At 63.7% G+C, this 16,925-nt stretch carries 23 protein-coding genes; 8 read left to right on the top strand and 15 right to left on the bottom strand.

All coding sequences use genetic code 11. From position 1 onward, the window contains the following. Positions 1 to 38: 38 nt before the first annotated feature. Complete coding sequence (locus IG197_RS05515) at positions 39 to 350, bottom strand: hypothetical protein (RefSeq protein WP_067963865.1); 312 nt, start codon at positions 348 to 350, stop codon at positions 39 to 41. A 306-nt stretch (positions 351 to 656) separates the two neighbouring features. Between IG197_RS05515 and IG197_RS05510 the strand changes: the two genes are divergently transcribed. Next, positions 657 to 2,762 (top strand): catalase, encoded by a 2,106-nt coding sequence (locus tag IG197_RS05510; protein WP_192317523.1) that lies wholly within the window; start codon positions 657 to 659, stop codon positions 2,760 to 2,762. A gap of 68 nt (positions 2,763 to 2,830) precedes the next feature. On the opposite strand, the gene IG197_RS05505 is transcribed toward IG197_RS05510, so the two are convergent. The 8 genes from IG197_RS05505 to IG197_RS05470 all read right to left on the bottom strand — a co-directional run bounded on the left by IG197_RS05505 (position 2,831) and on the right by IG197_RS05470 (position 8,897). Continuing rightward, complete coding sequence (locus IG197_RS05505; protein ID WP_192317521.1) at positions 2,831 to 3,904, bottom strand: PHB depolymerase family esterase; 1,074 nt, start codon at positions 3,902 to 3,904, stop codon at positions 2,831 to 2,833. A gap of 146 nt (positions 3,905 to 4,050) precedes the next feature. Beyond that, positions 4,051 to 4,455 (bottom strand): hypothetical protein, encoded by a 405-nt coding sequence (locus IG197_RS05500; protein ID WP_192317518.1) that lies wholly within the window; start codon positions 4,453 to 4,455, stop codon positions 4,051 to 4,053. A gap of 217 nt (positions 4,456 to 4,672) precedes the next feature. Beyond that, on the bottom strand, positions 4,673 to 5,899 hold the full coding sequence (arsK, locus tag IG197_RS05495; protein ID WP_192317516.1) for an arsenite efflux MFS transporter ArsK: 1,227 nt from the start codon (positions 5,897 to 5,899) through the stop codon (positions 4,673 to 4,675). Positions 5,900 to 5,939: 40 nt separating this feature from the next. Beyond that, positions 5,940 to 6,257 (bottom strand): helix-turn-helix transcriptional regulator, encoded by a 318-nt coding sequence (locus IG197_RS05490; RefSeq protein ID WP_067963858.1) that lies wholly within the window; start codon positions 6,255 to 6,257, stop codon positions 5,940 to 5,942. 113 nt (positions 6,258 to 6,370) lie between these two features. After that, entirely contained in the window at positions 6,371 to 7,096 is a 726-nt protein-coding gene (gene arsH, locus IG197_RS05485) for an arsenical resistance protein ArsH (protein ID WP_192317513.1), read from the bottom strand. Then, positions 7,071 to 7,493, bottom strand: coding sequence for an arsenate reductase (glutaredoxin) (arsC, locus tag IG197_RS05480; protein ID WP_192317511.1), 423 nt, complete (start codon positions 7,491 to 7,493; stop codon positions 7,071 to 7,073). The genes arsH and arsC overlap by 26 nt, the downstream gene beginning before the upstream one ends. Next, the gene (gene arsB / locus IG197_RS05475; protein WP_192317509.1) at positions 7,493 to 8,554 is read right to left on the bottom strand and encodes an ACR3 family arsenite efflux transporter; all 1,062 of its coding nucleotides are present in this window, start codon (positions 8,552 to 8,554) and stop codon (positions 7,493 to 7,495) included. The genes arsC and arsB overlap by 1 nt, the downstream gene beginning before the upstream one ends. A 16-nt stretch (positions 8,555 to 8,570) precedes the next feature. Next, the gene (locus IG197_RS05470; RefSeq protein WP_067963850.1) at positions 8,571 to 8,897 is read right to left on the bottom strand and encodes a helix-turn-helix transcriptional regulator; all 327 of its coding nucleotides are present in this window, start codon (positions 8,895 to 8,897) and stop codon (positions 8,571 to 8,573) included. Positions 8,898 to 8,939: 42 nt separating this feature from the next. Here IG197_RS05470 and IG197_RS05465 point away from each other — a divergent pair, with 42 nt between their 5' ends. After that, complete coding sequence (locus tag IG197_RS05465; RefSeq protein WP_192317507.1) at positions 8,940 to 9,479, top strand: DUF6428 family protein; 540 nt, start codon at positions 8,940 to 8,942, stop codon at positions 9,477 to 9,479. Positions 9,480 to 9,504: 25 nt separating this feature from the next. Here IG197_RS05465 and IG197_RS05460 read toward each other — a convergent pair whose 3' ends face one another. Together IG197_RS05460 and IG197_RS05455 are read right to left on the bottom strand one after the other, a co-directional pair. Next, on the bottom strand, positions 9,505 to 9,669 hold the full coding sequence (locus IG197_RS05460) for a hypothetical protein (RefSeq protein ID WP_182575341.1): 165 nt from the start codon (positions 9,667 to 9,669) through the stop codon (positions 9,505 to 9,507). Positions 9,670 to 9,709: 40 nt separating this feature from the next. After that, positions 9,710 to 9,970: a hypothetical protein gene (locus IG197_RS05455; protein WP_067963846.1), complete on the bottom strand. Its 261-nt coding sequence runs from the start codon at positions 9,968 to 9,970 to the stop codon at positions 9,710 to 9,712. Between the two features lie 176 nt (positions 9,971 to 10,146). Between IG197_RS05455 and IG197_RS05450 the strand changes: the two genes are divergently transcribed. Both IG197_RS05450 and IG197_RS05445 read left to right on the top strand, forming a co-directional pair. After that, positions 10,147 to 10,497 (top strand): hypothetical protein, encoded by a 351-nt coding sequence (locus IG197_RS05450; protein WP_192317506.1) that lies wholly within the window; start codon positions 10,147 to 10,149, stop codon positions 10,495 to 10,497. Positions 10,498 to 10,605: 108 nt separating this feature from the next. After that, the gene (locus tag IG197_RS05445; protein WP_192317504.1) at positions 10,606 to 11,112 is read left to right on the top strand and encodes an AAA family ATPase; all 507 of its coding nucleotides are present in this window, start codon (positions 10,606 to 10,608) and stop codon (positions 11,110 to 11,112) included. A gap of 130 nt (positions 11,113 to 11,242) precedes the next feature. On the opposite strand, the gene IG197_RS05440 is transcribed toward IG197_RS05445, so the two are convergent. Continuing rightward, entirely contained in the window at positions 11,243 to 13,321 is a 2,079-nt protein-coding gene (locus IG197_RS05440; RefSeq protein WP_192319587.1) for an ATP-dependent helicase, read from the bottom strand. Positions 13,322 to 13,463: 142 nt separating this feature from the next. Here IG197_RS05440 and IG197_RS05435 point away from each other — a divergent pair, with 142 nt between their 5' ends. From IG197_RS05435 to IG197_RS05420, 4 genes are all read left to right on the top strand, one after another. After that, on the top strand, positions 13,464 to 13,718 hold the full coding sequence (locus IG197_RS05435; protein WP_154385179.1) for a hypothetical protein: 255 nt from the start codon (positions 13,464 to 13,466) through the stop codon (positions 13,716 to 13,718). 118 nt (positions 13,719 to 13,836) lie between these two features. Then, a complete protein-coding gene (locus IG197_RS05430) occupies positions 13,837 to 14,082 on the top strand; it encodes a hypothetical protein (RefSeq protein ID WP_067963833.1) in 246 nt (81 codons plus the stop codon). Between the two features lie 148 nt (positions 14,083 to 14,230). Continuing rightward, entirely contained in the window at positions 14,231 to 14,515 is a 285-nt protein-coding gene (locus IG197_RS05425; protein WP_115732713.1) for a DUF982 domain-containing protein, read from the top strand. 73 nt (positions 14,516 to 14,588) lie between these two features. Further along, positions 14,589 to 14,792: a hypothetical protein gene (locus IG197_RS05420; RefSeq protein WP_192317502.1), complete on the top strand. Its 204-nt coding sequence runs from the start codon at positions 14,589 to 14,591 to the stop codon at positions 14,790 to 14,792. Between the two features lie 545 nt (positions 14,793 to 15,337). Here IG197_RS05420 and IG197_RS05415 read toward each other — a convergent pair. From IG197_RS05415 to IG197_RS05405, 3 genes are all read right to left on the bottom strand, one after another. Then, the gene (locus IG197_RS05415; RefSeq protein WP_245432050.1) at positions 15,338 to 15,751 is read right to left on the bottom strand and encodes a GNAT family N-acetyltransferase; all 414 of its coding nucleotides are present in this window, start codon (positions 15,749 to 15,751) and stop codon (positions 15,338 to 15,340) included. 89 nt (positions 15,752 to 15,840) lie between these two features. Further along, on the bottom strand, positions 15,841 to 16,128 hold the full coding sequence (locus IG197_RS05410) for a DUF1778 domain-containing protein (RefSeq protein WP_165915777.1): 288 nt from the start codon (positions 16,126 to 16,128) through the stop codon (positions 15,841 to 15,843). 518 nt (positions 16,129 to 16,646) lie between these two features. Then, positions 16,647 to 16,904 (bottom strand): hypothetical protein, encoded by a 258-nt coding sequence (locus tag IG197_RS05405; RefSeq protein ID WP_192317501.1) that lies wholly within the window; start codon positions 16,902 to 16,904, stop codon positions 16,647 to 16,649. Positions 16,905 to 16,925 lie beyond the last annotated feature (21 nt).

Below are 16,925 nucleotides of genomic sequence, written 5' to 3'. Positions count from 1 at the left end.
ATGATGGGAGGAGGGCGCGATGACGTCATCGGGCCCGATTATTGGGCGACGACATTGCCCTGGTAGTCGAGCGAAACGGCCATTTCCTTGCCGTCCTTGGTCGCCTTGCCCTGCCAGATGCCGCTGTCGGCCTTGACCAGCGCCGTCACGTTCTGGAAGCCGGCCTCTTCGATCTTGGCCTTGGCCTGGGCTTCGGTGAAGCTGTTGGCGCCGGCCACCGGAGCCGTCGGATTGACACTGTCAGGCGTGGCAATGGCCGGCGTCTGAGGGTCGGTCGAGGGCTGGGTCTGCGCCTGGGCATGGAAAGCCGTGGCAGCCAGAATGGCCGCGCTAAGTATAAGATTTTTCATTGTTTTCTCCTGACTTGCGACAATAGAACCGTTGGCGGGACGATTGGTTCCCAAAAAGTGCCGGCACAATTTCGGCCCGCCGGCCCAGGCCGCCGCCTGGCATCCATGGCCGATCGGACGCATCAGCAGGGCGACCGGGATGTCGCAAATGCCGGCTCTGCCGGCGGTTCCCCGGCGAGCGGTAGTGCCAGTTGCGGCCCCCTTCATGTCGCGTCCCCCACTTCATTTCGCGGCCCAGGGAACCGCACCGGCGTCGCGGCATTGAGGATCATGTGCGCACCGCACCCCCTCTCCAAGGAATGAACAATGGCCAAGTCAACCAACCGCACGTCGGGTAAGCTCGCCACGATCCATGACCAGAAACTCCGGCGCGGCGAAGGCGGCGAGCTGCACCAGCTGGCCGAAGGCGCAACCCCTGTGCTCACCACCGCCCAGGGCGGCCCGGTCTCAGATGACCAGAACTCGCTGAAGATCGGTGCACGCGGACCGACGGCGCTGGAAGACTTCCACCTGCGCGAGAAGATCTTCCATTTCGACCATGAGCGCATTCCCGAGCGCGTGGTGCATGCCCGCGGCTATGGCGCGCATGGCTATTTCGAGACCTACAAGTCGCTGGCAAAATACACCCGCGCCGACATCTTCCAGCGCGCAGGCGAAAAGACGCCGGCCTTTGTCCGCTTCTCCACCGTTGCCGGCAGCAAGGGCTCGGTCGACCTGGCGCGCGACGTCCGCGGCTTCGCGGTCAAGCTCTACACCCAGGAGGGCAACTGGGACATCGTCGGCAACAACATCCCGGTGTTCTTCATCCAGGATGCGATCAAGTTTCCCGACATCATCCATGCGGTGAAACCCGAGCCCGACAGCGGCTTTCCACAGGCGCAATCGGCCCACGACAATTTCTGGGACTTCATTTCGCTGACGCCCGAGAGCATGCACATGATCATGTGGGTGATGTCCGACCGGGCGATCCCGCGTTCGTTCAGGTTCATGGAGGGTTTCGGTGTCCATACCTTCCGGATGGTCAACGCCAGGGATGAATCGACCTTCGTCAAGTTCCACTGGAAGCCGAAGCTCGGCCTCCAGTCCGTGGTCTGGAACGAGGCGGTCAAGATCAACGGCGCCGATCCCGATTTCCATCGCCGCGACCTCTGGGACGCGATCAAGGCCGGCAATTTTCCGGAGTGGGAACTGCAGGTCCAGCTGTTCGACCAGGAGTTCGCCGACAGCTTCGACTTCGACGTGCTCGACGCCACCAAGCTCATTCCCGAAGAGCTGCTGCCGCCTGTCCCGGTCGGCCGCCTGGTGCTCGATCGCATGCCCGACAACTTCTTTGCCGAGACCGAGCAGGTGGCGTTCATGACGCAGAATGTGCCGCCCGGCATCGACTTCTCCAACGACCCGCTGCTGCAGGGGCGCAACTTTTCCTATCTCGACACCCAGATCAAAAGGCTGGGCAGCACCAACTTCACCCATATTCCGATCAACGCGCCCAAATGCCCGTTCCACCACTTCCAGCAGGACGGTCACATGGCCATGCGCAACCCGGTCGGCCGCGCCAACTACCAGCCGAATTCCTGGGGCGAGGGGCCGCGCGAATCCCCGCAAGCCGGGTTCCGCTCCTTTGCCGACGTCGAGAGTGGGCCCAAGCAGCGGCTGCGTGCCGAAAGCTTCGCCGATCACTACAGCCAGGCCAGACAATTCTACCTGAGCCAGACCCCGCCGGAGCAGGCCCATATCGCAGCGGCGCTGACCTTCGAACTCGCCAAGGTCAAGACGCCGGTCATCCGTGAGCGCATGGTGTCGCATCTGGTCAATGTCGATCGCGGCCTGGCCAATGGCGTCGCCGCCAATCTGGGCTTGCAGTCCATGCCCAAGGCGGCCGACGCTGCAATGCCAACGCGCCAGGATCTCGAGCCGGCAGCCTCGCTCAGCATTCTCGCCAAGGGACCCGAGCGGTTCGAAGGACGAAAACTCGGCATTCTCGTCACCGACGGCACCGATGCCGCCCTGCTTTCGGCGCTCAAGGACGCGCTCGCCAAGGCCGGGGCGAGCTGCGAGATCATTGCGCCGAAGGTCGGCGGGGCCAAGTTGAGCGACGGCAGCCTGGTGCCGGCGGACCAGATGATCGCCGGGGCGCCCTCGGTGCTCTATGATGCGGTCGCGCTGCTGCCGGACGAGAAGACGATGCCAGCCTTGTCGGACAATCCCGATGTTCGCGACTTTGTGTCCGATGCTTTCGCGCACTGCAAGTTCATCGGCCATGTCACGGCTGCCAAGGGGCTGGTCGAGAAGGTTTGCGGCAACGGCGCACTGGAAGATGAGGGCGTCATCCGCCTTGCCACGCCGCAGGACATGCCGGCTTTCGTCGAGGCGCTGGGCAGATTGCGGGTGTGGAAGCGAGAAGCGCGCTGACGCATGTCAGACGCAGGCGAGGGGGTCCGGTGGCCCGCTCGCCTTGGCCGGAGCCGGCGCGTATCTGCCTAGCGCAGAAGCCCGGCCGATCTCAGCGCATCTTCGATGGTTTTCGTGATCCCCTCGGCGCGGGCCGGCCTGGCGGGAGCCGCTGCTCTTTCCCGTTTTTGCGGCAGCAGGATCTCGACCTGCGGATCTGCGATTTGCCAGAATTGCGCGATGCGCTGCGTCGACGAGATGCCGGCGTCGATCATGAACGGGCCGGGGGTCCCGATGCCGTCTGCGGCCAGCGGCGTGCCGTGCCCCATGCCTGTGATGCGATACTGTTCGATCACCTCCCGTCCCGAGCCGTCTTTCCAGACGCGACGGCTGTGGCCGTCGACCATGGTCGTCGACGGCGGCGCTTCATCGTCGATGCCGTGAATGGTCCGCCATTGGCCGATGATGTCATCGGCGTTTGATCCCGCGACGATCTGGTCGGCCGAGCCGTGCCAGACGGAGAGCGTCGGCCATGCGCCCGTGTGGGGCGAGGCGGCGCGCAGCAGCTGCTGAAGCCGCGCCTGCGAGGGGCTGCCATGGCCGCGCATGCGGTCGAAGGCCGTCGGGATCGAATTGGCGGTGCCGAAGGGCAAGCCGGCGATGATGGCGCCGCCTGCAAACACCTCCGGATAGGTCGCCAGCATCACCGACGTCATCGCGCCGCCGGCCGAAAGCCCGGTGATGAAGATCCGGCTGCGATCAAGCCGATGCGCCAGGACCATCGCCTCGACCATCTGGCGGATCGACAGCGCTTCGCCGCCGTTGCGCATCATGTCGCCCGGCTCGAACCAGTTGAAGCAGAGATTGGCGTTGTTGGGCCGCTGCTGCTCCGGATACAGCAGCGCGAAGCCCTGGCTGTCGGCAAGGGCGGACCAGCCGGCGCCATGGTCGTAGCCCGACGCGGTCTGGGTGCAGCCATGAAGCACGACGACCAGCGGCGCTGACCCAGGCAGGTTCTCCGGAGTATAGCTTCTGGCTCGCAGGGCACCGGGGTTCGAGCCGAAGTTCACCAGATCCCTGAGCGGGTCGTCATGCCGCTCCGGCGCGACCGTTTGCGCACGGCGTGCTGCCAGGCGCGAGATCGTATCAGAGAGGTTTCTCATGGCGGTGTCCTGTTTCCGCAGCCCTGACCGGACCGCGCGCCCTCCACAACGCCGATGAGCGCCTATCGTTGCTGCACTGCACAATAAATCGCGCGGCGCAGTTTCCAGCCGCGCAGGCGCGACAAAGGCCTGCTGAGGCCGCCGCCTCAACAGGCCTTGGCCGGGCAGGCTGGCTGGTGCTGATCTGGGTGGCGGGCAGGGCTGTTCGCGACCTCTGTCTCCCCGGCGCGCCCCGCACGATCCGGAATCCGAAGACCTTGTGGGTCTGGCCGCTGGTGGCAGCGGCCAGGCGGCGTGGCGGTTTCGCAGGGTCTGGTGTTGTCGGCGCCTGCGCCACCTTCCGCCCGCGCTGGCCACGTCCACAGGTGGAAGTCGCCAGAAGACCTGTCCTGCACGATGCGCTGCCAGAGCCGGTCGACCGCCCGCTGGATGGGCGCTTGGGTCAGGCCGAGATGTTGTGCCGCCTGCGCCGGCGATGCCGGGTCCCAGGCAAGGCGATCTTGCGTGTTCGACATCAGGACCTCGACGAGCGCGTCCCTGACTTTATGCATCGGTCATCCCAAGGCGTTGGTGACAAGCACCTGGGGCCAAGGCGCAGCCTCAGACCTTGGCCGACGCCCGGCCTCGCAGCCGTGCGCGCCGACAGCTCTGACACAAGTCCGATTGCTCCGGCATCGGCAAAGACCAGGCCGATGTTCTCCACGATCCGCCGTCGAACGGCCGAAGGCGAAACAACGGTCGTTGCCCCCTGGGGCGCCGCCAGGCGGCTCATGTCTCCGGCACCATTTCAGTTTCACGGCGGCGCCAGCCGATGCTGGCAAAGGCGATGGCCGCGGCGATGCCCAGCACGATGGCGATGGCGAGCGCAGGCCAGGTGCCGAAACGCGCCATCAGCACTGAAAAGACAAACGGAGCCAGTGCCGATACGATCAACCGGATCGACGATATCTTGCCCAGCAACGCGCCATATCCCTCGGAGCCGAACAGGGCCAGGGGGAGGGACCCCTGGACGATGCTGGTCAACCCCGACCCGAGGCCGAAAAGGATGGCGAAAGCCGCCGCACCCCAGATCCAGGGAGCCGACACCAGCAAGGTCGACAAGCCGGCGACGAGGAAAGCGGCGGAGATCACCGCCAGCACCAGCTGCGACAGCCCGCGGCCGGCCAGCATGTTGATGAAGCGGCTGAACACCTGGGCAGGGCCGAACAGCGTGCCCACCAGCACAGCACTCGCCCCAAGCCCGACGGCGCTGAGCAGCGGAACCATGTGGACGAGCAGGGCAGACAGGACGAAGCCTTCGAGCGCGAATCCCAGGCCCATCAGGGTGAACGCCCGGCGCCGATCCCAGGAGGCGACGCTTCCTGCGATCGCTGCCACGGCTCTGGCACTGTCCTTGGCGCCGCGGCGATCGGCGTTCATCGCGCGTGCCAGCCAGCAGTGAAACGGCAGGCACGCCACCAGATGCAGGACGGCGAAGGCGAGATAGACATGCCGCCATGTCAGATGCGCGTGCAGTTCGGTGGTGATCGGCCAGAACAGGGTCGAGGCAAATCCGGCAATCAATGTCAGATGGGTGATGCTCTTCTGGCCGCTTTGCGGCGTGATCTGCACCAAGGCGGCAAAGGCTGCGTTGTAGAGGACGAAGGCCGAGGCGATCTCCATGACGATCATGCCGGCGACGAAGGTCAGGCGATCGGGCGCGAGCCCGCACAGGACCAGCGACAAGGCCGCGACCAGCGAGCCCAGGGCCATCATCGCACCCGCGCCATGGCGATCGATGCGGCGGCCGATGGAAGGCGCGGCGAGACCGCCGATCAGCAAGGCGGCGGAAAAGACTGCGAACACCCATTCCTGGGTCCAGCCGAAATCCCTGGCCATCCCGGGCGCGAGGATGCTGAAGCTGTAATAGAGCGTGCCGTAGCCGATGATCTGGGTCAGGCCGAGGCCCCAGATGACGGTGCTGCGGCGCTGTTCAGTTGAAACGGGCGGTGCCATTTTCCATCTTTCCGGGATTATCGAAATAGCTGTCAAAAAACTATGCCGCGTTGTCTTTCGTCTGAGGGGAGCGAACGTCGGCGCAGCATTCGTCGGAGAGGAAACCGAGAAGGCCGTTCATTGCGGCGTAATTGGCACGGCAGATCAGTGTTGTTGCCTGGCGCTCCTGCCCAACGAGACCAGTGGCGATCAGTCGATGCAGATGATGGGAGAGGGTCGATGCGGCGATGCCGATCCTCTCCTGCAGATGGCCGACGGCGAGCCCCTGTTCGCCGGCGCGAACGAGGGCTCGGTAAATCCGTAGTCGCGTCGGGTTGCCGAGCGCTTCGAGCTGGGTAGCTGCTGTTTCGAGCTTCATGGAAATAGCTAGCGCCCATGGAGTGGCAACGTCAATGGGTATTTCGAGAATGATAGAAATATGCCGTTAGGACGACGACCTTGCCGACGACCCCAACGGCGGGACCAGATGCTCTAGATCGCCTTGAGCTTCATGCGCGCCTCGAGCTTTTCGGCATCTTCCTTGCGCTCGCTGTAGCGGCTGGTCAGGTAGTCCGAGACATCGCGGGTGAGCAGGGTGAACTTGACCAGCTCTTCCATCACGTCGACGACGCGGTCGTAGTAGGATGACGGCTTCATGCGGCCAGCCTCATCGAACTCCTGGTAGGCCTTGGCCACGGAAGACTGGTTCGGGATGGTGATCATCCGCATCCAGCGGCCGAGGATGCGCATCTGGCTGACCGCGTTGAACGACTGCGAGCCGCCCGAGACCTGCATCACCGCCAATGTGCGCCCTTGCGTCGGCCGGATCGAACCTGTGGCCAGCGGGATCCAGTCGATCTGCGATTTCATCACCCCGCTCATCGCCCCGTGCCGTTCCGGGCTGGTCCAGACCTGGCCTTCCGACCAAAGCGACAGCTCGCGCAGTTCCTTGACCTTCGGATGATCGGTTGGCGCGCCGTCCGGCAGCGGAAGGCCGGCCGGATCGAAGATGCGGGTCTCGGCGCCGAAGTGCTCCAGCAGGCGCGCAGCTTCCTGGGTCAGGAAGCGACTGTATGAGCGTCCACGAAGCGATCCGTAGAGAAGCAGGATCCGCGGCCTGTGGGGCGACAATTCGACGGACAGCTTGGTGCGGTCAGGCAGTTCCAGCGCGTTGCTGGCGATGTTGGGCAGGTCAGGCAACGCGGTTTCCCCAGGCATCGATCAGCACCTCGCCGTCTTCCTTGTGAAACGGCCCTTTTTGCGGAAGCGGCAGGATGTCGAGCACGACCTCGGAAGGGCGGCTGAGCCGCACGCCCCAGGGCGTGACGACGAATGGCCGGTTGATGAGGATCGGATGCGCCAGCATGGCGTCCAGCAACTGGTCGTCGGTCAGCTTCGGATCGTCCAGGCCCAGTTCCGCATAGGGCGTGCCCTTCTGCCTGATGGCCTCGCGCACGCTGAGGCCGGCCTTGGCGATCATGTCCTGCAGCACGGCGCGCGCGGGCGGCGTTTTCAGATAGTCGATCACAGTGGGCTCGACCCCGGCATTGCGGATGAGCGCAAGCGTGTTGCGCGACGTGCCGCAGGCGGGGTTGTGGTAGATGGTGACGTCCATCAGGCGGACCTTTCAGCTTCGTTGGAGGATTTGACGGCCACGCCGCGCTCGTACCAGCCCTTGCTGCGGTTCACGATCCAGACGACCGACAGCATCACCGGAACCTCGACAAGCACGCCGACGACGGTTGCAAGTGCCGCACCCGAGCTGAAGCCGAACAGGCTGATGGCGGCGGCGACCGCCAGCTCGAAGAAATTGGAAGCGCCGATCAGCGCCGACGGACCGGCGACGCAATGCTGCTCGCCCGAGACGCGGTTGAGCAGATAGGCCAGGCCCGAGTTCAGATAGACCTGGATCAGGATCGGCACCGCCAGAAGCGCGATGATCGCCGGCTGGGCGATGATCTGCTCGCCCTGGAAGCCGAACAGAAGCACCAGCGTCGCCAGCAGAGCCACCAGCGAAAGCGGCTGCAGCGAGTGCAGCAGTCGGTCGAGCGCGGCCTGGCCGCCTGCGGCGAGCAGCCGGCGTCTGATCAGCTGGGCGATGACGACGGGAATGACGATGTAGAGCACCACCGACAGGACCAGCGTGCCCCAGGGAACGGTGATCGCGGACAGGCCGAGCAGCAGGCCGACGATCGGCGCAAAGGCAACCACCATGATGGCATCGTTGAGCGCCACCTGCGACAGGGTGAAATGCGGTTCACCCCTGGTCAGGTTCGACCAGACGAAAACCATGGCCGTGCAGGGGGCGGCTGCCAGGATGATCAGACCCGCAATGTAGGAATCGATCTGGTCGGCGGGCAGAAGCGGGCGGAAGAGCCAGCCGATGAACAGCCAGCCGAGCAGCGCCATCGAGAACGGCTTCACCGCCCAGTTGATGAACAGCGTGACGCCGATGCCGCGCCAATGCCTGCCGACCTCGCCCATGGCGGCGAAATCGATCTTCAGCAGCATCGGGATGATCATCAGCCAGATCAGCACGGCGACCGCAATGTTCACCCTGGCGATCTCGGCGCCGCCGATCGCCTGGAAGACAGCTGGCAGCAGATGGCCAAGCGCGATGCCCACGACGATGCACAGCGCGACCCAGAGGGTCAGATAACGTTCGAATGTCGACATGATTTCTGGCCGTCCCTTAACAGCAGGCGGGCGCAAGGGCCGGCTGGCAGATGGCCGGGTTGCCGGCGCAGCAGTCCTCCATCAGAAACCGGATCAGGCCGCTCAGCGCCTGATAGTCGGCCGAGTAGACGATGGAACGCGCGTCGCGGCGGGCGGTGACCAGCCCGCCACGCTCCAGCTCCTTGAGGTGGAACGAGACGTTCGATGCCGTAACCCCTGCGGCCTCGGCAATGCTGCCAGCGGCCATGCCGTCCGGCCCGGCCTTGACCAGCAGCCGGACGATCTTCAGCCGCGTTTCCTGGGACATCGCCCCGAAGGCGATCAGCGCTTGACGTTCATCCATATTTCAACAATCCTAGAAATGTCAAAATGAGGAATAACCGAGATGCCGACCCCTGACAACCGCGAATTTGCTGGCTCGACCGGTTTCCCGGGCGACGGCATTTCGATCGGCGCGCTGGTGTCCGTCCTCGCCGGGCACAAGGACAAGCCGTTGCTGTTCAGCTATGGCGGCCGCACGGTGAAGCCGGGCTATCATGTCACCGAGGTCAAGGCGGGAGCCTTTGCAGCACTTGATTGCGGCGCAAACCCCGAGGCCTGGACCGAGCTCTTCATCCAGCTCTGGGATGTCGACGAAGACGGACGGACCCATATGACCGCGGGAAAATTCGCGGCCATCATCGGCAAGGTCGGCGCGCACGTGGCTCTTGATCCAGGCGCCAGGCTGACCTTCGAGGTCAGCGACGGCATCGCCGCGATACAGCTCCACAAGGCATCCATGCCGCTTGTCCACGGCGGCGAGGTCCATGTCCAGCTCTCCGCCCGGGCGTCGAGCTGCAAGCCGCGCGACCGCTGGCTTGTCGAGCAGGCGAAGGCCAGCTGCTGCGGCCCCGCCAAAGGCGATGGCCAGCCATGCTGCGGCTAGGGCGGTTGCCTCTGTGCGGCTGAGCTCAGACCTTGCCCTCTTTTTGCGCCTTTTCGAGCTTTTCGTGGGTCTTCTCGAACAGCGTCTTTTCGACAGGCTCCGGCCGGAACTGCTTGTCCATCTCCTTGACCTGTTCCATCGCCTTCTGGTGCGCTTCGGCTGCACCGACGATCTTTCCTTCGTTGGCCATGGTTATTCCCCCTCTTCTCAGGTTGATGACATCGACGCGTCTAGCGAACGTTCCAGTTCGTGATGGCAAAATCCACGATCATCCATCCCATGGTCAAAACCAGCGCAGCGCCCAAAGCCGCATCGACATAGTCGCCATATTTGCCGGGCAGGATTTCATCGAGAAAAACGGCAACGAAAAAGCCGAGTATCGCCCCGAGCGCGCCCAGGGCAGCAGCGCCGCCTTGCCCCCAAAGAACATGTCCGGTCACGACCAGCAGTAAGAAAATCAGTATTCCAACGGCGCCGGCAGCGTGGTTCATTGTCTTTCGACCCGCGATCTCCCGTATAATACCGCACGAAATCTCGATTGCTGCAAGTTGTCGACAGTGTTGAGTGCGGCTAAGCTTTGCCGCATGCTATCTCGTTTCAGATTCGCCTTGAGCCTTGGATTTGCGCTGGCCGTTCTCGCCTCCAGCGCGGCGCATGCCGCGGGCGCTTGCCCTCCCGTCAGCCGGGCGTCCGAACGCGGCAAGCTGCAACAGCTGCTTGCATCCAGGCGGGGAGCGAGCGGACCTTCCTGCTGGCTGGTGCCGACCGGCGGATCGAGCAGATCCCATCGAGCGCCCTCAACGCCGATGGCGCGATTTGCGGCATCTCGGTCGTTCGTGCCTATGTGCTCAGCTGCATGAACGCCACTCTTGGCGAGCCTTTGCGCGCGATGCCGGCGGACAGGACCTCAGGCAAGGCGCTGTGGGGCCGGGCCGGGCTGTCGGCCCGCGGTGCCGTGTTCGTCCGCATGTTCGAAGCCTGCCGCGGCGGCGCCGCGGAGGCGTTTCTGTCGCGGTGACCTGATCCGTCGAGGTGCCCGGATCTACCCCGCTGGCTTGATCTGCCCAGCCGCCAAGATCTGCCCAGCTGCCATGCGCACGGGGCGAGCAACAAGCAGGATTTCCGCATGAGCCTCTTTGTCATCACCGGTGCGATGGCCGCCGGCAAGACCACCGTCGCCAAGGCGCTGGCGCAACGTTTCCCCCGCTCGGCCGTCGTCGGCGGCGATGTCTTCCGTCGCATGATCGTCAACGGTGCGGCAGTCATGGGGCCGACGCTCGACGCCGAAGCGCGCGCGCAACTGACGCTGCGCCAGGTGATCGCCACCGATGCCGTGCGCCGTTACCACGACGCCGGCTTCACCGTTGTCTATCAGGACATTCTCATCGGGCAGGATCTTGTCGCCGCCGTCGAGCGCCTGGCCGACCTTGATCCGCGCGTCGTGGTGCTGGCGCCTTCGGCCGAGGTGCTGGCGCAGCGCGACAGGGACCGGGCGAAATCAGGCTATTCCGACCATTTTCCGCCCGCTGTTCTCGCCGAGGCCCTGGCCCGCGAGACGCAGCACCTCGGCCGGTGGATCGATTCATCCGCCATGGATGTCGAACAGGTGGTCGACGCCATACTCGACGACTGACGCTTTGAAGGCGAGGGCGCAGGCACTTGTCCTGCGGAGGTCGATCTTGCGGAAGTGACGACGCCTCTATCCGATCTGAAAACAATGTCGTCGTTCGATAGCAACGTTGCCGACCCGCCGGTCTCGCCCCTCACGTCCACATCGAGCGCATCTTGCCCTTGATGTCGACCGAGGTGCGCGGCCGCGTCGCCTTGTCTTTCTGGAACGACTGGCTGGTCCAGGCGGTCGCCTCGAAATGGGTAAGCAGATGCTGCGCAATGAAGCGGCTGCGCGAGGCATAGACATGCCTGTCGCCGCGCGCCGCCTGGCCGGAGGTGAAGAAACGCTGCGGCGTGATCAGGTGCAGCGAATCCTTGGCCCGGGTCATGGCGACATAAAGCAGCCGGCGTTCTTCCTCGAGCTCCTTGCGCTCGCCGGCGCTGAGGTCGATCGGCATGCAGCCGTCGACCGCGTTCAAGACGAACACCTTGGTCCACTCCTGGCCCTTGGCCGAATGGATCGTCGACAGGATGAGATAATCCTCGTCGAGATGCGGCGGTCCGGCCTCGTCGCTGGTTGCCGAGGGCGGGTCGAGTGTCAGCTCGGTGAGGAAACGCTCGCGGCTGGGATAACCGGAGGCGATCTGTTCGAGCTGCAGCAGGTCGGCCCGCCGTGTCGTCGCATCCTCGTGCTTGCGCTCGAGATGCGGCTCGTACCAGAGCCGCGCCCGCTCCATCTCGGCCGGCCAGCCGGGGCCGCGCCGGAGGTCCGAAAACAGCGCGACAAAACCGGGCCAGTCGCTTGCCGCCCGGGCCGGCGGGGAGAAGCGCGCCAGCCCCATTTCGAGGTCGAGCGACTGCTCCATGCTGTCGATGGCGTTCGACGCCGCCGACGGGCCGACGCCCGGCATCAGCTGCATCACCCGGAAGCCGGCGATGCGGTCGCGCGGGTTCTGGGCAAAGCGCAGGACAGCCAGCACGTCCTTGACATGGGCGGCATCGAGAAACTTCAGCCCGCCGAACTTGACGAAGGGGATGTTGCGCCTGGTGAGCTCGACCTCGAGCGGCCCCGAATGATGCGCTGCCCGAAACAGCACCGCCTGCTCCTTCAAAAGCGTGCCGGCCTCGCGCTCCTTCAAGACCTCGTCGCAGACATAGCCGGCCTGTTCGGCCTCGTCTGCAACCGTCACGATGCGGGGCTTTTCCAGCGACCGGCGTTCGGTCCACAGGTTCTTGGTGAAACGCTCCTCGGCCTCGCCGATGACGGCATTGGCGGCGTTCAATATGGCGTCGGTCGAGCGATAGTTCTGGTCGAGCGTCACCACCTGGGCAGGTTCGGCAAACAGGCCGGGGAAGTCGAGGATGTTGCGCACTTCGGCGGCGCGGAACGAATAGATCGACTGGGCGTCGTCGCCGACCACCGTCAGGCCGCGGCCGTCGGGCTTGATCGCCGTCAGGATCGCCGCCTGCAGCCGGTTGGTGTCCTGGTATTCGTCGACGAGGATATGGTCGAAACGCTGGGAAAGATGGGCGGCGATGTCAGGCTCGGCGGCCATCTGCGCCCAGTAGAGCAGGAGGTCGTCGTAATCGAGGATGTTCTGCGCCTGCTTGGCCTCGACATAGGCCCCGAACAGCGCCTTCAGCTCGTCGCTCCAGCCGACGCACCAGGGAAAGGCGTGGCCGAGCACCGCCTCGAGCCTGTCCTGGGAATTGACGACGCGGGAATAGATGGCAAGGCAGGTCGCCTTGGTGGGAAAGCGCTTCTCCGTCTCGGAAAAACCGAGCTGGTGGCGAACCAGGTTCATCAGGTCGGCCGAATCCTCCCGGTCATGGATGGTGAAGGCCGGCTCGAGCCCGATGTCGGGCGCATAGTCGCGCAGCAACCTCGCGCCGACGGAATGGAAGGTGCCGGCCCAGCTCAGCCCTTCCATCAGGCTCGCCGCGCGCTCCTGCAAAACGTCGGCGGCGATGCGCTCGACGCGCCTGCTCATCTCGGCCGCGGCACGGCGCGAAAATGTCATCAAGAGGATGCGACTGGGGTCGGCGCCACGTACGATGAGATGGGCAACCCGGTGGGCGAGCGTGTTGGTCTTGCCCGAGCCGGCGCCGGCAATGATCAGCAAGGGGCCTGACACCGCGCCGTCGCCATGCAAGACGGCAGCACGCTGGCCCGGGTTCAGGCGGGCGAGATAACCGGAAACTGCTGCCGAATCACGGATGGCGATGTTCATGCCGGCATGAAGCATCGTTTCCGTTTCGTTCGCAACGGCCTGCACCGGCGGGGCGAAGCCTGCGGCGCGCGCCATTGCCCTTGCGTTGGCATTTTGTGAATTGACGCCAGGAGGTATTTGTTCCTATTTTGTTCTCATGCCGATGTTATCCGAATTTCCCTCCGACAAGATCATCGTCTCCTGCGACAAATGCGGGATGCGCAAGCAATACGACCGCGACGCGATGGTGCGGGCAGGCGGCGACCGCACGCTGGCGCTTCTGCTGGACGCGATTGTCGCGCGCATCGGCTGCACGCGGACCAACACGTTCAACATCTATGACCGCTGCGGCGCCAAATATGAGGAACTGGTGCGGCTGCTGGGGATGTCGACGTCGCATCGCGCGCCGGACCGATGAGCGTCGTGGATGGGCTCCCGTATCGCCTCGGCGATCAGGGGCGCGCGCCAGGCGATGGTGAGGGCGGCGGCCTGGTCGCATCGCGGCCGCGTCGCAGTCCGGTCAGACAGGAGCAAACATGTCGCGCAGGCACCACAGAAACGACAGATTGACCGAGAGCGAGATCGAGGCGATCGTCCTGGCGGCGATCCCTTTGCGTATGGCGATCCAGAAGTGCTTCATCAGCCTGAAGCCATTCAACGAGACCTATTCGCTGCTGCATCACCACGTCGCCGGTCTGGACGCCGTTCTGGAGAGAATTACCGGCCGAAGCCTCGATTACCGCAGTCGGGATCTCGGCCTGGTGCCGCGTCGCGATGGCTAGGCACATAGCTCGCCGGCATCGCTCTCACCGGCATCGCCCTCACTGGCAGGCTTGAGCAACGCGCCCGCATTCGGCCGGCCCGCTGCCATGGATGACAGGGGGAAAGGCTGGCGCAAGCGGTCTCGGTGCCTAGGCGGAGGATCGCGCGATGCTTGCACAATCTTTCGAAAAGCCCATCCGTGTCTGGGTCGGACTTGGCTTCCCGCGCCAACTCAACACCGTCGTCGATGCCTTTCAGTTTGCGATGGAGTGGTGCGGAAACAGCCCCGAGCAGCGAGCGGCAATCAGGGCGTGCAAAGCTGCACTGGCTGGAGACGTCGACGCTGAGACGGCCAGGGGTGTCTTCGCCGCCTTTGCGCGCAAGAAAGACATCCTGGTCGAGGACGGCGAGATGCCGCCGGAAACTGCGGGGTCCCGAGCGGCCCACGCCTGATTGATCGGAGAGGGATCGATCGGAGAGGGCGGCAGCTGGCTGGCGCCCTCTCCAGTCTATGCGGACATGACGAATGACAAAGCCACCTATGATGAAATCGCCCGAAAATCACCCGACTGCCCTGGCTTACGATGCCGAATGCCAAGGCGCCTTGGCAGAACATGTCGACAAGCTTCTGAACCATGCCGAGGCCGCCGGCTGGGACCGCACCAAAGCGGCGGCGGCCATGATGTATCTCAGTGCCAAACGTCTGAAGGCCAGGGCCGATGGGGCTTGATCTCGTCCGCCCGCCATCGTGACAAATGAGAGGCCGGCGATGGCCTGGCGCCGGGATGGGCGAGCGCTCAGGAGGCCACCTGCAGCCAGCAGCAATGAAACAGCTGCGGTAGCTTCCGGATCACCGGAGCGGCAGACGCGATTTGGCCACGCCTCGGTGCAACCGGTTTCGGCGCGCCTTCACGGCAAGCGCCAGACTTGCTCTGGGCGATGACCGAATGGCCAGGCAAGAGCGCTTGAATTTCTCTTCCTGCGGGATCCCAAGGAATCCTGGGAGAGGGGAATAGTCATGGACATATCTGACGAAAGTCTTGAGGTCGTCGAAACCTCAGGCGTGATGCTTCCTGTGGCAGCCAAGGCGCCGTAAAGACCAGGCTTGGTTTCCATTGTCCCGGGTCCGGGAATGTCGACCGAGCTTGCCAACTGGTCAGCGCTCAAAGGCGCCGTTGTCCGGCGGGAGGAGGTGGCAATTCTTCGCCGCATCGACAAGCGCATTTTGTCAGCCCTTGCCCAGCGACAAGCCGAAGTGGCTGAGCGGAGCGCAGTCTAAAAGCCGTTCATCGAAGCCAAGATGTCCTGCGTCGGCAAAAGCAGCTTGAGCGGGCTGATTTTCGTCGGTTTGAAGCCAACCGAAAGGTAGAATCTGGCAGCCTGTTCATCCACGGCATCGACAACGACAGCACGAAAAGCCACAGTTTGTGACGCTGATGCTGCATTGCGCAGCGCGTTCGCGAGAAGGGCTTTTCCTATGCCTTTGCCCTGCAATTCCTGCTGGACGGCGAGGCGCGCCAAAAGAGCAATGGGGATTTCGTTTGGCGTGCCCTGCGGGGCAAGCTTCTTACCGGCTTCCTTCCGGAGGATCATGCCAGCACATAGCGCATAATACGCCTTCACGCGGTTCTGCGCATCACAAACCACAAACGTCCGCGTGTAATTGGACATTTGATTGTATATGGCCATGTCATGCAGCCAACTATCCAGGAGCTGCTTTCCGCTGCAGAATCCTGAATAGTCGTGATCACGCGAAAGAGGGGCTGGGGCGAAAAGCCCTAGCGATCGGAAGTCGCCCATACGCTGCCGTTCTTAAGAAGAGCGGCAAGTTCAGGATGCACCTGTGCCGGCTTGGAAATGGTCTCGGCAACGGAATCGAAGAGGTCCGCATCGAGGTTCATGAAGCGTTGATCCATAAGCGTTTTTTGGGCGCTGTAGGTAGCTGCTTCGATGACAAAGCTCGACAGACTCTTACCACACGTGTCCGCCGCGCGCTTGATCAGATCAAGCTGCTCAGGCGCTATACGCATGTTGATGTTGTTGTCTCTCTTAGCTGTGGCAGCCATGGCAGCCTCCATACTCGTACACATAGACCGCCCAAGCCCCATGGCTCGATGGCAGGTTGAATGTGAAATGCCCTAACATAGATTACAACGTATTGACAACGTATGTACGTCAACACTTTGTTGATCGGTTCGTTCCGTCCTTCGACTGCGTGCGAGACAGGTTCGATGAACACGGGTTCGGCGAACGCGATGCATATTTCGATGCTCGCTTCGGGTTTGTGATTCACGACTTCCCAAAGGGAGGCGTGATGAAGCGGGACCATTTCCGGCTTACACAAGAGCAGTTTCGCCCGCATCGAACCTCATCTTGCGACTGACACGCGGGGCTTTTTGGCGAGAAGTGCCGTTTCCTTGCTATCCCCTTGGTCATGCGGCCGCAGCACCAGCGCAGTCCCACTGGCTCTTGCATGGCGAGATGGCTGGCGTCACCCTTGCCAGGGCAGGTCGGGACGCGCAGTCATGAAGATGGGACCGGCGGGTCAAGGGATCGCGCCGGCCGCCGATTGACCCGAACAGGCTTACTTGGCGCCGCAGCGGCCTTTCAGCCGGGCGATTTCGGGCTCGTGTGTCTCCGAGCCGCCGAGCGGGACACCGATCATGAAGACCCCAAGCGCGTCCTGATTGGCCACGCGCTGCTGTCGCGATGTGATATCGGCGAGGCGATCCTTATCAGCCTGGGTGCATTGCTTGCCGTCTGACGGCCCGGCCTTGATATTGGATGGCGGCGTTGCGCAGCCTGCGAAGGCCGCAAGCGCGACCAGTACTAGCTTCTTCATGAATCCCCCCGGATGTTCTTA

Origin of the sequence: Aminobacter sp. SR38 (genome assembly GCF_014843375.1) — a bacterium.
Classification (GTDB): domain Bacteria; phylum Pseudomonadota; class Alphaproteobacteria; order Rhizobiales; family Rhizobiaceae; genus Aminobacter; species Aminobacter ciceronei.
The sequence above is the reverse complement of the archived record's forward strand: the minus strand, read 5'-3'. Positions and strand labels throughout refer to the sequence as shown.

What these genes read in the sequence shown, in the direction of transcription:
- IG197_RS05515 (WP_067963865.1), bottom strand. Translation starts at nt 350, where the DNA reads ATGAAAAATCTTATACTTAGCGCGGCCATTCTGGCTGCCACGGCTTTC.
- IG197_RS05510 (WP_192317523.1), top strand. Translation starts at nt 657, where the DNA reads ATGGCCAAGTCAACCAACCGCACGTCGGGTAAGCTCGCCACGATCCAT.
- IG197_RS05505 (WP_192317521.1), bottom strand. Translation starts at nt 3,904, where the DNA reads ATGAGAAACCTCTCTGATACGATCTCGCGCCTGGCAGCACGCCGTGCG.
- IG197_RS05500 (WP_192317518.1), bottom strand. Translation starts at nt 4,455, where the DNA reads ATGCATAAAGTCAGGGACGCGCTCGTCGAGGTCCTGATGTCGAACACG.
- arsK (WP_192317516.1), bottom strand. Translation starts at nt 5,899, where the DNA reads ATGGCACCGCCCGTTTCAACTGAACAGCGCCGCAGCACCGTCATCTGG.
- IG197_RS05490 (WP_067963858.1), bottom strand. Translation starts at nt 6,257, where the DNA reads ATGAAGCTCGAAACAGCAGCTACCCAGCTCGAAGCGCTCGGCAACCCG.
- arsH (WP_192317513.1), bottom strand. Translation starts at nt 7,096, where the DNA reads ATGCCTGGGGAAACCGCGTTGCCTGACCTGCCCAACATCGCCAGCAAC.
- arsC (WP_192317511.1), bottom strand. Translation starts at nt 7,493, where the DNA reads ATGGACGTCACCATCTACCACAACCCCGCCTGCGGCACGTCGCGCAAC.
- arsB (WP_192317509.1), bottom strand. Translation starts at nt 8,554, where the DNA reads ATGTCGACATTCGAACGTTATCTGACCCTCTGGGTCGCGCTGTGCATC.
- IG197_RS05470 (WP_067963850.1), bottom strand. Translation starts at nt 8,897, where the DNA reads ATGGATGAACGTCAAGCGCTGATCGCCTTCGGGGCGATGTCCCAGGAA.
- IG197_RS05465 (WP_192317507.1), top strand. Translation starts at nt 8,940, where the DNA reads ATGCCGACCCCTGACAACCGCGAATTTGCTGGCTCGACCGGTTTCCCG.
- IG197_RS05460 (WP_182575341.1), bottom strand. Translation starts at nt 9,669, where the DNA reads ATGGCCAACGAAGGAAAGATCGTCGGTGCAGCCGAAGCGCACCAGAAG.
- IG197_RS05455 (WP_067963846.1), bottom strand. Translation starts at nt 9,970, where the DNA reads ATGAACCACGCTGCCGGCGCCGTTGGAATACTGATTTTCTTACTGCTG.
- IG197_RS05445 (WP_192317504.1), top strand. Translation starts at nt 10,606, where the DNA reads ATGAGCCTCTTTGTCATCACCGGTGCGATGGCCGCCGGCAAGACCACC.
- IG197_RS05440 (WP_192319587.1), bottom strand. Translation starts at nt 13,321, where the DNA reads ATGAACATCGCCATCCGTGATTCGGCAGCAGTTTCCGGTTATCTCGCC.
- IG197_RS05435 (WP_154385179.1), top strand. Translation starts at nt 13,464, where the DNA reads ATGTTATCCGAATTTCCCTCCGACAAGATCATCGTCTCCTGCGACAAA.
- IG197_RS05430 (WP_067963833.1), top strand. Translation starts at nt 13,837, where the DNA reads ATGTCGCGCAGGCACCACAGAAACGACAGATTGACCGAGAGCGAGATC.
- IG197_RS05425 (WP_115732713.1), top strand. Translation starts at nt 14,231, where the DNA reads ATGCTTGCACAATCTTTCGAAAAGCCCATCCGTGTCTGGGTCGGACTT.
- IG197_RS05420 (WP_192317502.1), top strand. Translation starts at nt 14,589, where the DNA reads ATGACAAAGCCACCTATGATGAAATCGCCCGAAAATCACCCGACTGCC.
- IG197_RS05415 (WP_245432050.1), bottom strand. Translation starts at nt 15,751, where the DNA reads ATGGCCATATACAATCAAATGTCCAATTACACGCGGACGTTTGTGGTT.
- IG197_RS05410 (WP_165915777.1), bottom strand. Translation starts at nt 16,128, where the DNA reads ATGGCTGCCACAGCTAAGAGAGACAACAACATCAACATGCGTATAGCG.
- IG197_RS05405 (WP_192317501.1), bottom strand. Translation starts at nt 16,904, where the DNA reads ATGAAGAAGCTAGTACTGGTCGCGCTTGCGGCCTTCGCAGGCTGCGCA.